The organism is Streptomyces sp. ADMS (genome assembly GCF_033441795.1).
Classification (GTDB): domain Bacteria; phylum Actinomycetota; class Actinomycetes; order Streptomycetales; family Streptomycetaceae; genus Streptomyces.
Genome location: NZ_JAVFVX010000007.1, coordinates 95416 through 108002 on the forward strand (window position 1 = coordinate 95416; position 12587 = coordinate 108002).

Here is a 12587-nt window from a genome sequence, read left to right on the forward strand (position 1 = left end):
CACATCATCCGCTTTTCGAGGTGCCTGGGAACACCCTTTCCTTCTTCTCCTTCTCCTTCTCGTCTTCCTTCTCCCCCGCCGTCTCGTACAGCTCGAACCAGATGCTCTTGCCCTCGCCCCGCGGGTCGACCCCCCACTCGTCCGCGAGTATCTCGATCAGCATCAGCCCCCGGCCCGACGAGGCCAGTTCGCCCGGGCGGCGTTTGTGCGGGAGGTCGTCGCTCACGTCCGTGACCTCGACGCGGATGCGGCGCTCGCCGGGGGCGCCCGTGACCTCGGCGACGACCAGGGCGTCCGCGTCCGTGTGGACCAGGACGTTGGTGGCCGTCTCGGAGATCAGGAGGACCGCCGAGTCGACCTGGTCCGGGCACGGCCAGTCGTGGAGCTGCTCGCGGAGTTGCTGGCGGGCCACGGCGACGCGCTCGGGTTCCGCCTGGGCGATCGTCAGCATCGTGCGACGGACCGCGGGGCGTGCCGCCGACGGCGGTGTGCCGTCGGTTTCGCCCTCTCCCGGGCGGCTCAGGAGCAGCAGCGCTATGTCGTCCTCGCGGCGGTCGGCCAGCGGGCCCGTGGTGTGGTGGGAGGACGGGCCGTGCACGGCCTGGACCAGGGCGTCGGCGAGTTCCTCCAGGCCGTCGTCCTTGATGTCGCCCTTGTGTTCCTCCAGCGTCGTACGGATGCGCCGCCAGCCCGTCTCCAGGTCGTGGCCGCCGGTCTCGATCAGGCCGTCGGTGCACAGGAGCATGGTCTCGCCGGGTTCGAGGGCGAGGAGGGTGGTGGGGTAGTCGGCGTCCGGGTCGATGCCCAGGGGTAGACCACCCGAGGTCGGGCGGGTCAGTACCGTGCCGTCCGCCATGCGGATCGCCGGGTCCGGGTGGCCGGCGCGGGCGATCTCCAGGACGCCGGTCGAGGGGGTGACCTCGACGTACAGGCAGGTCGCGAAGCGCAGGTCGCCGCTTCCCTGGTCGTGGGTGACGCCGTGCAGGAAGCGGGAGGCGCGGGAGAGGACCGCGTCGGGGCGGTGGCCCTCGGAGGCGTAGGCGCGCAGCGCTATGCGGAGCTGGCCCATCAGGCCGGCGGCGCGGACGTCGTGGCCCTGGACGTCGCCTATGACCAGGGCGAAGCCGCCGCCGGGCAGCGGGATCATGTCGTACCAGTCGCCGCCGACCTGGAGGCCGCCGCCGGTCGGTATGTAGCGGGCGGCGACGTCCATGCCGGGTATCTCGGGGCCGAGGGTCGGCAGCATGGAGCGTTGCAGGCCGTCGGTCAGTTCGCGTTCCGACTCGGCCACGCCCGCCCGGGAGAGGGCCTGGGCGAGCATGCGCGCGACCGTCGTCAGGACCGAGCGTTCGTCGGGGGTGAAGGTGACCGGGTAGGCGAAGCCCGCCATCCAGGCGCCCATCGTGCGGCCCGCCACGGTCAGCGGCAGGAACGCCCAGGACTGGCGGTCGAACACCTGGGCGAGTGGCCAGGCGGTGGGGTAGCGGGCCCTGTAGGCCTCGGGGGAGGAGAGGTAGACGGCCCGGCCGGTGCGGACCACCTCGGCGGCCGGATAGTCGGTCTCCAGGGACATGTGGGAGAAGGGGCGCTCGTCGCCGGGGCGCTGGCCGTGGTGGCCGATGACGGTGAGGCGGTCGCCCTGGACGCCGAAGACCGCGAGGCCGTCCGGTGAGAAGCCCGGCATCGACAGGCCGGCCGCGACCCGCAGGACCTCCTCCGTGGACCGGGCTTCGGCCAGTGCCCGGCCCGCGTCCAGCAGGAACGCCTCCCGGGAGCGGCGCCAGTCACCGGTGACGGGGGTGCGCGCGGCGGTGCCCGGCGGGGGCTCGGTGACCTCCTGGAGGGTGCCCATCACGTCGTAGGCCTTGCGTTTGATGTCGAAGGTCGGTTTCGCACGGCTGCGTGCGGTACGGATCACCCTGCCCCGCTCGTCCATGACGCGGACCCGGACCTCGGCGATGCTGTCCTCGGCGACGGCGAGCTGGATGACGCCGGTGATCTCGTTCCAGTCGACCGGGTGGAGGCGGGCCCGGGTCGCGGCCTCCGTGAGGGTCGTCGGCTCGGCGGGCAGGCCGAGCAGGCGGGCCGCCTCGGCGTCGAGCGTGACCAGTTGTGTTGCTGTGTCCCAATGCCACAGGCCGGTTGCGAGGGCGACCAGGACGTCCCCCACGGCGGGCAGGGGCTCACCAGTGCGCATTGACCTACTTTATGGAGAGGTGATCGCAGCGTGCCACCCAAGCTGTACGGGACAAGCTGTATGCGAGCTGTGAGCGTGGGGCGGCGGCGCGGGCGGCGGGGCAGGTTGCGCGCCCGAACTATTGCGGGGAAGCGGTCTCGGGGCGGCCGGTACCCTTGGGTCAGTGTTTTCGCTGTTTCACGTGAAACACGACCCCGATCCCCGATCCGCGAAGGCTGGATGAACGACGATGCATCGGTACAGGTCCCACACCTGCGGCGAGCTCCGCGCCTCTGACGTCGGCAGTGACGTCCGGCTGAGCGGCTGGCTGCACAATCGGCGCGACCTGGGCGGCATCCTCTTCATCGATCTCCGCGACCACTACGGCATCACGCAGCTCGTCGCCCGTCCCGGCACGCCCGCCTACGAGGCCCTCGACAAGGTCTCCAAGGAGTCGACGGTCCGTATCGACGGCAAGGCCGTCTCGCGGGGCGAGGAGAACATCAACCCCGAGCTGCCCACCGGCGAGATCGAGGTCGAGGTCGGCGAGGTCGAGCTGCTCGGCGCCGCCCAGCCGCTGCCCTTCACGATCAACGCCGAGGACGGGGTCAACGAGGAGCGGCGCCTGGAGTACCGCTTCCTGGACCTGCGCCGCGAGCGCATGCACCGCAACATCATGCTGCGTACGGCCGTGATCTCCGCGATCCGTCACAAGATGACGGCGCTGGGCTTCAACGAGATGGCGACCCCGATCCTGTCCGCCACCTCCCCCGAGGGCGCCCGTGACTTCGTCGTCCCGTCGCGCCTGAACCCGGGCAGGTTCTACGCCCTTCCTCAGGCGCCGCAGCAGTTCAAGCAGCTGCTGATGATCTCGGGCTTCGACCGCTACTTCCAGATCGCGCCCTGCTTCCGTGACGAGGACGCGCGCGCGGACCGTTCGCCGGGCGAGTTCTACCAGCTCGACGTGGAGATGTCCTTCGTCGAGCAGGAGGACGTCTTCCAGCCCATCGAGAAGCTCATGACCGAGCTGTTCGAGGAGTTCGGGGGCGGCCGTCACGTCACCTCTCCCTTCCCGCGCATCCCGTTCCGCGAGGCGATGCTCAAGTACGGCTCCGACAAGCCGGACCTGCGCGCCCAGCTGGAGCTGGTGGACATCACCGATGTCTTCGAGGACTCGGACTTCAAGGCGTTCCGCGGCAAGCACGTGCGGGCGCTCGCCGTGCCGGACGTCTCGTCCCAGCCCCGCAGGTTCTTCGACCAGCTCGGCGAGTACGCGATCGAGCAGGGCGCGAAGGGCCTGGCCTGGGTGCGCGTCGCCGAGGACGGTTCTCTCTCCGGCCCGATCGCCAAGTTCCTCACCGAGGAGAACGTCGCCGAGCTGACCAAGCGCCTGTCGCTGGCCGCCGGCCACGCGGTGTTCTTCGGCGCGGGCGAGTTCGAGGAGGTCTCGAAGATCATGGGCGCGGTGCGGGTGGAAGCCGCCAAGCGTGCCGGGCACTTCGAGGAGGGCGTCTTCCGCTTCTGCTGGATCGTCGACTTCCCGATGTACGAGAAGGACGAGGACACCGGCAAGATCGACTTCTCGCACAACCCCTTCTCCATGCCGCAGGGTGGTCTTGAGGCCCTGGAGACCCAGGACCCGCTGGACATCCTCGGCTGGCAGTACGACATCGTCTGCAACGGTGTCGAGCTGTCCTCCGGCGCGATCCGGAACCACGAGCCCGAGATCATGCTCAAGGCCTTCGAGATCGCGGGCTACGAGCGTGACACGGTCGAGGAGCAGTTCGCCGGCATGCTCCGCGCGTTCCGCTTCGGCGCCCCTCCGCACGGTGGGATCGCGCCCGGCGTCGACCGTATCGTCATGCTCCTCGCGGACGAGCCGAACATCCGCGAGACGATCGCGTTCCCGCTCAACGGCAACGCCCAGGACCTGATGATGGGTGCGCCGACGGAGCTGGAGGAGACGCGGCTTCGGGAGCTGCACATTTCGGTGCGGAAGCCACAGCCCAAGTAGAGCGCCGGTATTGCAGGGAAAAAGGGGCTCCTCGGTCTTCTGCGGGTAGTTCGTGTGAACGGCTCGGAATCGGCGACGATTCCGAGCCATTCTCATGCGGTGCTCAGGAAACACGGTAAATCACAGGTCTTTGACAGGTCCCGTTCATAATCTTCTGGCTCATGACTGATACCCCCCAGCAGGAATTTCCGCAGCAGGGAACCGCGGAACAACGCGAATTGACGCGCCGCAGAGTCGTCGTCGCCGGTGGCGCTACGGCGGTGACGGCCACGGCGGTGGCACTCGGCACCGGACTGGCGTCGGCGCAGGGAGCACCGGAGGCCAAGGGTGCGCACGCTCCCGGCAGCACCCCCTCCGGACCTCTCTCCGGCACCCCGTCCGGCACCCCCGAGGCCTGCTACGTGCTGACCACGGAGACCACCGAGGGCCCGTACTACATCGACGCCGACAAGCTCCGCCAGGACGTCACCGAGGACGAGAAGGGCATCCCCCTCACCCTCAGGCTCAAGGTGATCGACTCCGAGACCTGCAGGCCGGTGCGGAACGCGGCCGTCGACATCTGGCACTGCTCGGCGCTCGGCGTCTACTCCGGCTACGAGGCGATGGGCAACGGCGGCGGCGGTGGCGGTGGCACCCCGCCGTCCGGCGCGCCGACGGACGTACCCACGGGTCCGCCTCCGTCGGACGGTCCCGGCGGGCCCGGCGGCCACCAGGAACCGACCGACGACGAGCGCTATCTGCGCGGTACGTGGAAGACGGACCGGCGCGGTCACGTCACCTTCCGGACCGTGTTCCCGGGCTGGTACCGCGGTCGCTGCGTCCACATCCACGTCAAGGTGCACGTCGACGGTACCTGGACCGACGCCGGCTACGAGGGCGGGCGCACCTGTCACACGGGCCAGCTGTTCTTCGACGAGGAGTCGGTGCTGCTCTCGGCGGTGGTGGCGCCGTACTCGACGAACACGGCGACCCGTACGACTCTCGACGAGGACACGATCTACCCGGACAACGGTGCCGAGGGCGGGCTGCTGCGGCTGAAGTACAAGAAGCGGGACATCGGGCGCGGAGTCCTCGCCGAGCTGACGATGGGCGTGGTGCCGGACGACGAGACGGAGTGAATTGAATAAGGGTAGCCTTACCTAATTCAATTCTGAAGGGGCGGGAAATGGACGCCTGTTTTCCGCCCCTTTCCTCGATTCGCGGAATAGCAGAGCAAAGCACAGTCCTTTCTCATGGTCCTGACAGGTGTCCTACCTAGGTTCCAGAGCCATGACAGAAAACCAAGGGCCGAAGCACAAGCGGGATCTGACGCGTCGCAAGGTCGTCGTCACCGGCGCCGGAGCGGTCGCCGCGGTGGGCGTCGGGGGCGGACTCGCGGCGGGCGCGTTCGCGGGCGGAACGGGCAGGAACACTCCCACCCCCAAGGCCTCCGGCAGCAGCTCGGAGGTCTGTTACACGCTCGCCTCGGAGACCACGGAGGGCCCGTACTACATCGACGCGGACAAACTCCGCCAGGACATCACCGAGGACAAGGAGGGCATCCCGCTGACCCTGAGCCTCCGCGTGATCGACTCCGAGACGTGCAAGCCGATCGTCAACGCGGCCGTCGACATCTGGCACTGCGACGCGCTGGGACTGTACTCCGGCTACGAGAGCCTCTCCACCGGCGGTGGCGGCGCCCCGACCGACGCTCCCTCGGGTACCCCGACGGGTGAGCCGCCGACCGACGCGCCCTCCGGCGGCACGGGCGGTGGCGGTACGCACGAGGAGCCCACCGACGACAAGCGCTACCTGCGCGGCACCTGGAAGACGGACCGGCAGGGCCGGGTCACCTTCAAGACGGTCTTCCCGGGCTGGTACCGGGGCCGCTGCGTCCACATCCACACGAAGGTGCACGTGGACGGCACCTGGACGGACGCCGGCTACGAGGGCGGCACCACCTGCCACACCGGCCAGTTCTTCTTCGACGAGGAGTCGGTGCTGCTCTCCGCCGAGGTCGAGCCGTACTCGACGTCGACGACCGAGCGCACGACGCTCACCGAGGACACGATCTACGACCAGAGCGGCACGGCGGGCGGTCTGCTCAAACTGAAGTACGACAAGAAGAACATCGCGAAGGGTGTGGTCGGCTCGATCACGATGGGCGTCGACCCCGAGGCGACGAACACCGGCACGGGCGACGCGGTGCAGCCGGGCGCGTCCGAGGCGGCGGACACGGCTTCGCCCTCGGCTTCCGCGAGCTGACGGACGTACGGCCCGCGAAGGAAGGCCCGGAACCCTCCCCCAGGTTCCGGGCCTTCGCCATGAGCGTTCGGTTCCTCGACCACGCGGTCAGGAAACGGACTTGTAAGATCCCCAGCCGCTCCCGATCTTCGTACGCGCCCCGAACGACCGCTTCCCGTCCCCGCTCTGGCGGGGTACCGCGCGGTGGTGTCGCCGTACGGCGTGGTGCCGGACAGGGTGATGCTGCCGGCCGCCACAGCGACCGCGAGTGCGAAGACGGGCGCGGTCGGCCCGCCCCGTCCCAGGGCGTGTCCGCCCGCTTGAGGTTCCCTCCCGCCGAGGGCTTCTCCCCAGCCCTCGCACAAGTGAGCGAACTCTGCCCGGGTTCGAAACGGGCTGTGACCTTGTCTCCCGTTGTGCCTACTTCGCCACGAACTGCGTAAGGATCGCCTGGACCTCGTAGATGTCGACGCCCTTGGTGAACGTCTTCTGGACCGGGGTCGCGGAGCCCGAGATCCAGATCTTCAGCTCGGCGTCGAGGTCGAAGGTGCCCGCGGTCTCCACCGCGAAGTGGGTGATGCTGCGGTACGGCACCGAGTGGTACTCCACCTTCTTGCCGGTGATTCCCTGCTTGTCGACCAGGAGGAGCCGCCGGTCGGTGAACAGGATGGTGTCGCGGATCAGCTGGTACGCGGCGTGCACCTGCTCGTTCTGGCCGAGCAGCCGGGCGTAGTCCTGCTGTGCCGCGGCCGGATCGACGGTGTGCGCGTTGCCGAAGAGCGCCATGGTTGAACCCTCCAGTGCGGCTTGACGTGATCTTCGCACTGTATATGCCCGAAAGAGGGGTCTGCCCAGAGGAGCGGGAGATTCCGTACATACGGAGATCGACGCGGATCGCGGGCGTCCACGGGATGTTCGCAGGCGGCACACAGACTTCTCGTCGGGAGCGCACAGTGGCGAGGCGTCTCATGGAAACCGTCGCAGAGGGGTACCCGCACCTCACGGCATGTTCCGTTCGCGCTCGCTGGAGGAAGTCATGGAAATCGTCGTTCCGCTCACGCTGCTGCTGATCGTCGGAGCGGTGGTTTCTGTCGTCCTTCTGCGCAGGCAGGTTGGGATGACGACGGTTCCGTCCGGCCTGTCCGGCCTGTCCGGGCTTGACGCGGAGGTCGAGGCCAACCGGTGGGTGGTGCGGCTCGGCGGGAGTCTGGCCGGGCTTCGGCCGGGGGCCGACGAGGCCGCGGCGCAGGCGTTGGCGGTGGCGGCCGGCCGCCACCGCGCCGCCCGCGACCAGCTGGCCGGGGCCCGTACACCCGCCGAGTACGCGCTCGCGAGGGAGACCGCCGTGGAAGGGCTCCAGTACGTCCGCGCCGCCCGCAGCGCACTCGGGCTCGAATCCGGTCCGCCGGGCGCTGCCGACGGGAGCGAGGAGAGCGACGGAAACGGCAGAACCGCCCGTCGACTCCGAGCAGTTGACGGGCGGTTCGGTGTCACTGTGTAACGCGGGCGGGAGTTACTCGGCTGCGCCGCCGAAGCGCTCCTTGTACGTCTCCAGGTCCTCGTCCGTCAGCTTCGCGAACAGGACCGGCGGGACCGTGAAGGCGGTGCCGGCGGGGACGGCGGACAGGGACTTCGCCTCCTCGGCCGTGACCCACGTCCTGGTGTCCTCCCGCAGCGCGAACGCCGTGCGCATCGTCGCCGCCGCCGTCGGGATGAAGGGTTCCGAGACCACCGAGTAGAGGTGGATGAGGTTCATCGCCGTACGGAGGGTCAGGGCCGCGCCGTCCTGGTCGGTCTTGATCTCCAGCCAGGGGGCCTTCTCCTCCAGGTAGGAGTTGCCCGCCGACCAGAGTGCGCGCAGGGCTGCCGCCGCCTTGCGGAACTGGAGGGCCTCCAGCTGGCTCTCGTACTCGCCGAGCAGCTCGGCGATCTGCTCGCCCAGCTTCGCCTCCGCCTCGCCGGCCGCCGCGCCCGCCGGGACCTCGTCGCCGAAGCGCTTCCTCGAGAAGGACAGGACCCGGTTGACGAAGTTGCCGAGGGTGTCCGCCAGGTCCTTGTTCACCGTGGCCGTGAAGTGCTCCCAGGTGAAGGAGGAGTCGTCGGACTCGGGAGCGTTGGCGATCAGGAAGTACCGCCAGTAGTCGGCGGGGAGGACTGCCAGGGCCTGGTCGGTGAAGACGCCCCGCTTCTGGGACGTGGAGAACTTTCCGCCGTAGTACGTCAGCCAGTTGAAGGCCTTGACGACGTCGACCTTCTTCCACGGTTCGCGGACGCCGAGTTCCGTGGCCGGGAACATCACCGTGTGGAACGGGACGTTGTCCTTCGCCATGAACTCCGTGTAGCGGACGGTGTTGTCAGCCTCGTACCACCAGGACTTCCAGTCCTCACCGTTGGCGTCCGCCCACTCCTTCGTCGCACCGATGTACTCGATCGGGGCGTCGAACCAGACGTAGAAGACCTTTCCCTCCGCCGCCAGCTCCGGCCAGGTGTCCGCCGGGACCGGGACGCCCCAGTCCAGGTCGCGGGTGATCGCACGGTCGTGCAGGCCTTCGGTCAGCCACTTTCGGGCGATGGAGGAGGCGAGGTGGGGCCACTGGCCCTCGTGGGCGGTCACCCACTCCTCCACCTCGTGCTGGAGCTTCGACTGGAGGAGGAAGAGGTGCTTCGTCTCACGGACCTCCAGGTCCGTCGAGCCGGAGATGGCGGACCTGGGGTCGATCAGGTCCGTCGGGTCCAGGACGCGGGTGCAGTTCTCGCACTGGTCGCCGCGGGCCTTGTCGTAGCCGCAGTGGGGGCAGGTGCCCTCGACATAGCGGTCAGGGAGGAAGCGGCCGTCGGCGGGGCTGTACACCTGGCGGATCGCACGCTCTTCGATGAAGCCGTTCTCGTTGAGACGGCGGGCGAAGTGCTGGGTGATCTCCATGTTCTGGGGGGAGGAACTCCGCCCGAAGTAGTCGAAGGCCAGCGCGAAGCCGTCGTACACCGCCTTCTGCGCGTCGTGGGCCTGCGCGCAGAAGTCCGCCACGGGGATGCCCCGCTCCTTCGCCGCGAGCTCGGCCGGGGTGCCGTGTTCGTCCGTCGCGCAGATGTAGAGGACGTCGTGGCCGCGCTGACGCAGGTAGCGGGAGTAGACGTCCGCCGGGAGCATGGACCCCACCATGTTGCCCAGGTGCTTGATCCCGTTGATGTACGGAAGGGCGCTGGTGATGAGGTGTCGAGCCATTGCGGGCTGCTCCCGAGTCGCTGCGTGGGGTGACGGGTGCCGTATCCGGTGCTGCCGGCGGGCCCGTACGAACCTTGGAATCGTAGTCGACCGGACTACGCGCCCGGCTTCTCCTCCAGGCGGGGGAAGAGCACCGCGCCCTTGGTGATCGTCGCGCCCGCCGGCAGGCGGCCCCAGGCGGCGGCGTCGGTGACCCGCTGGTCGGGGAGTGCGCCGAGGACGGCGTCCGCGCCGAGGGAGTCCCAGAGCTTCTGCGAGGTGTCCGGCATGACCGGGTTCAGCAGGACCGCCATCGCGCGCAGCGACTCCGCGGCCGTGTAGAGGATCGTCGCCAGGCGTGCCCTGCCCTCCGGCGACTCGTCCTTCGCGACCTTCCAGGGCTCCTGCTCCGTGATGTAGCCGTTGACCTGCTTCACGAAGTCGAAGATCGCGAGGATTCCGCCCTGGAAGTCCACGTCGTCGCCGATCCGGCGGTCCGCCTCGGCCACCGCCTTGGCCATACCGTCCTGGACGGCCTTCTCGGCCTCGCCCGCGGCCGTCGCCTCCGGCAGCGTGCCGCCGAAGTACTTGCCGACCATCGCGGCGACCCGCGACGCGAGGTTGCCGTAGTCGTTCGCCAGTTCGCTGGTGTAGCGGGCGGAGAAGTCCTCCCAGGAGAACGAGCCGTCCTGGCCGAACGCGATCGCGCGCAGGAAGTACCAGCGGTACGCGTCCACACCGAAGTGGGATGTCAGGTCCTGCGGCTTGATGCCCGTCAGGTTCGACTTCGACATCTTCTCGCCGCCGACCATCAGCCACCCGTTGGCCGCGATCCTGCCCGGCAGCGGCAGTCCCTGCGCCATCAGCATCGCGGGCCAGATGATCGCGTGGAAGCGGAGAATGTCCTTGCCGACCAGGTGCACGTCCGCGGGGAAGGTGTTCTCGAACTTCTCCGGGTTCTCGTTGTAGCCGACCGCCGTCGCGTAGTTCAGCAGCGCGTCGACCCACACGTAGATCACGTGCTTGTCGTCCCACGGGACCGGGACGCCCCAGTCGAAGGTGGAGCGGGAGATGGAGAGGTCCTGGAGGCCCTGGCGGACGAAGTTCACGACCTCGTTGCGCGCCGACTCGGGCTGGATGAAGTGCGGGTTCGCCTCGTAGTGCGCGAGCAGCTTCTCGCCGTACTCGCTCAGCTTGAAGAAGTAGTTCTCCTCCTTGAGGATCTCCACCGGCTTCTTGTGGATGGCACAGAGTCTTGTCTTCGTGCCGTCCTCGGTCTCGATGAGGTCGCCGGGGAGCTTGTACTCCTCGCAGCCCACGCAGTACGGGCCCTCGTAGCCGCCCTTGTAGATCTCGCCCTTGTCGTGCAGATCCTGGACGAACTCCTGGACGCGGTCCGTGTGACGCTTCTCCGTCGTACGGATGAAGTCGTCGTTCGCGATGTCCAGGTGCTCCCAGAGGGGCTTCCAGGCTTCGTCGACGAGTTTGTCCGCCCACTCCTGCGGGCTGACGCCGTTCGCCTCCGCGGTGCGCATGATCTTCTGGCCGTGCTCGTCCGTGCCGGTGAGGTACCACACCCTCTCGCCGCGCTGACGGTGCCAGCGTGTGAGCACGTCGCCTGCGACGGTCGTGTAGGCGTGGCCCAGGTGAGGAGCGTCGTTGACGTAATAGATGGGGGTGGAGACGTAGTACGCCTTCCCGCCCTGCTTCTCGGATCCAGTGGCCGCCATGGTCGAAATCCTACTGGCCGGGGGGAGATCGGCTCACGCCGATTTCGGTTGGCGGGACGGCGGGGGATTACGGGGACAGGGCCCGGGGTATGGCCCGGGGCCCTGTCGGTTGTGGTGCGGGAGGTTCTGCGAGTGGCTACTGGCGCCAGTTCGCCAGTACGCCCTCGTACAGCTCCGCGTCCGTGAGCTCGCGCGGGGTCGGGCCCGCGTGGAAGAAGGACGTGTTGGCCGTCTTCAGCCTGCGGAGGTAGTCGAAGGCCTTGTTCTCCGGCTCGCCGAACGCGACGAAGGAGAAGAAGAGGGTGGGGTGGTTCGCCGCCGCGTCCGTGAGGGACTGGGTGGCGGGGGTCTTGGCGTCCGGGGCGCCGTCCGTCTGGAAGACGACGAGGGCGGGGTGCTCGGTGCCGGACTTCTCATAGTGCGTGACGATCTCCTCCACGGCTGCGTGGTAGCTCGTACGTCCCATGCGGCCGAGGGAGGCGTGGAGTTCGTCGATCTTGTTCTCGTGGTCGGGGAGGGTGAGTTCGCCGGTGCCGTCCAGTTCCGTGGAGAAGAAGACGACGTGGACCGTGGCCTCGGGGTCGAGGTGGGCGGCGAGGGCGAGGGTCTGCTCGCCGAGGGCCTGGGCGGAGCCGTCCTTGTAGTACGGGCGCATGGACGCGGAGCGGTCCAGGACGAGGTAGATCTTGGCGCGGGTGTTGGTGAGGTTGAGGGTGGTGAGGGTGGTGGCGGCGGAGTTGTACGCGGTGAGGAGGGTTGCGGGTACGGCCTCGGCTGCGCCGTCGGCCGTGTCGGTGTTCCCACCCGCACCACCCGTGACGCTCTCGTCTTCGGGTGCGGGTGGCCCCTGTGGGGCTTCCTCCGCGTCGGCGGCTGCCGGTTCCAGGTCCTCGGCCTCAGGTGCCCCGGTTGTCTCAGGAGCGTCGGCTGCCACAGGTGCAGATTCCGGTTCCGGTTCCGGTTCCGAGTCCGCCGGTACCTCGGGTTCGGGGGTCGCCTCGACCACGGGTGCGGCTTCGGCTGCGGGAGTGGGCTCTGCCGCCACGGGCGTGGCTTCAGGCTCGGAGGTCGCTTCGACGACCGGCTCCGGCTGTGGCTCGGGTTCGGCAACCGCTTCGACCTCGGGCTCCGGCGCCGACTCCGGTTCGGGGGCGAGTTTGGCTACGGGTTCGGGCTTCGGGGTCGGTTCTTTGGTGGTGGGCTTGGCCTTGGGTTCCGGAGTGGGCTCCTCGGCGGCGGCCA

9 protein-coding genes are annotated in these 12587 nt (G+C 68.7%); 4 read left to right on the top strand and 5 right to left on the bottom strand.

Going from position 1 to position 12587, the window contains the following annotated elements; genetic code table 11:
- Positions 1-4 precede the first annotated feature (4 nt).
- Entirely contained in the window at positions 5-2197 is a 2193-nt protein-coding gene (locus RB628_RS05230; protein WP_318319076.1) for a SpoIIE family protein phosphatase, read from the bottom strand.
- A 229-nt stretch (positions 2198-2426) separates the two neighbouring features.
- Here RB628_RS05230 and aspS point away from each other — a divergent pair, with 229 nt between their 5' ends.
- The 3 genes from aspS to RB628_RS05245 all read left to right on the top strand — a co-directional run bounded on the left by aspS (position 2427) and on the right by RB628_RS05245 (position 6434).
- Positions 2427-4190 carry an aspartate--tRNA ligase gene (gene aspS / locus RB628_RS05235; protein ID WP_318319077.1) on the top strand — a complete coding sequence of 588 codons (1764 nt, stop codon included), beginning with the start codon at positions 2427-2429 and terminating at the stop codon, positions 4188-4190.
- Positions 4191-4351: 161 nt separating this feature from the next.
- On the top strand, positions 4352-5308 hold the full coding sequence (locus RB628_RS05240) for an intradiol ring-cleavage dioxygenase (protein WP_318319078.1): 957 nt from the start codon (positions 4352-4354) through the stop codon (positions 5306-5308).
- A gap of 151 nt (positions 5309-5459) precedes the next feature.
- Positions 5460-6434, top strand: a complete 975-nt coding sequence (locus RB628_RS05245; protein ID WP_318319079.1) for an intradiol ring-cleavage dioxygenase — start codon at positions 5460-5462, stop codon at positions 6432-6434.
- Between the two features lie 399 nt (positions 6435-6833).
- Here RB628_RS05245 and RB628_RS05250 read toward each other — a convergent pair whose 3' ends face one another.
- Complete coding sequence (locus tag RB628_RS05250) at positions 6834-7199, bottom strand: PH domain-containing protein (RefSeq protein ID WP_006373333.1); 366 nt, start codon at positions 7197-7199, stop codon at positions 6834-6836.
- A 220-nt stretch (positions 7200-7419) separates the two neighbouring features.
- Between RB628_RS05250 and RB628_RS05255 the strand changes: the two genes are divergently transcribed.
- On the top strand, positions 7420-7914 hold the full coding sequence (locus tag RB628_RS05255) for a hypothetical protein (protein ID WP_318319080.1): 495 nt from the start codon (positions 7420-7422) through the stop codon (positions 7912-7914).
- A gap of 12 nt (positions 7915-7926) precedes the next feature.
- On the opposite strand, the gene metG (RB628_RS05260) is transcribed toward RB628_RS05255, so the two are convergent.
- The 3 genes from metG (RB628_RS05260) to RB628_RS05270 all read right to left on the bottom strand — a co-directional run.
- A complete protein-coding gene (gene metG / locus RB628_RS05260; RefSeq protein WP_318319081.1) occupies positions 7927-9636 on the bottom strand; it encodes a methionine--tRNA ligase in 1710 nt (569 codons plus the stop codon).
- Positions 9637-9731: 95 nt separating this feature from the next.
- Positions 9732-11345: a methionine--tRNA ligase gene (gene metG / locus RB628_RS05265; RefSeq protein ID WP_318319082.1), complete on the bottom strand. Its 1614-nt coding sequence runs from the start codon at positions 11343-11345 to the stop codon at positions 9732-9734.
- Between the two features lie 136 nt (positions 11346-11481).
- The coding region (locus RB628_RS05270) for a VWA domain-containing protein (protein WP_318319083.1) at positions 11482-12587 on the bottom strand (1106 nt) is incomplete at its 5' end.

Bases quoted from the DNA above. Each gene is read 5' to 3' on its own strand.
- RB628_RS05240 (WP_318319078.1), top strand. From the start codon at position 4,352: ATGACTGATACCCCCCAGCAGGAATTTCCGCAGCAGGGAACCGCGGAA.
- metG (WP_318319082.1), bottom strand. From the start codon at position 11,345: ATGGCGGCCACTGGATCCGAGAAGCAGGGCGGGAAGGCGTACTACGTC.
- metG (WP_318319081.1), bottom strand. From the start codon at position 9,636: ATGGCTCGACACCTCATCACCAGCGCCCTTCCGTACATCAACGGGATC.
- aspS (WP_318319077.1), top strand. From the start codon at position 2,427: ATGCATCGGTACAGGTCCCACACCTGCGGCGAGCTCCGCGCCTCTGAC.
- RB628_RS05230 (WP_318319076.1), bottom strand. From the start codon at position 2,197: ATGCGCACTGGTGAGCCCCTGCCCGCCGTGGGGGACGTCCTGGTCGCC.
- RB628_RS05245 (WP_318319079.1), top strand. From the start codon at position 5,460: ATGACAGAAAACCAAGGGCCGAAGCACAAGCGGGATCTGACGCGTCGC.
- RB628_RS05250 (WP_006373333.1), bottom strand. From the start codon at position 7,199: ATGGCGCTCTTCGGCAACGCGCACACCGTCGATCCGGCCGCGGCACAG.
- RB628_RS05255 (WP_318319080.1), top strand. From the start codon at position 7,420: ATGTTCCGTTCGCGCTCGCTGGAGGAAGTCATGGAAATCGTCGTTCCG.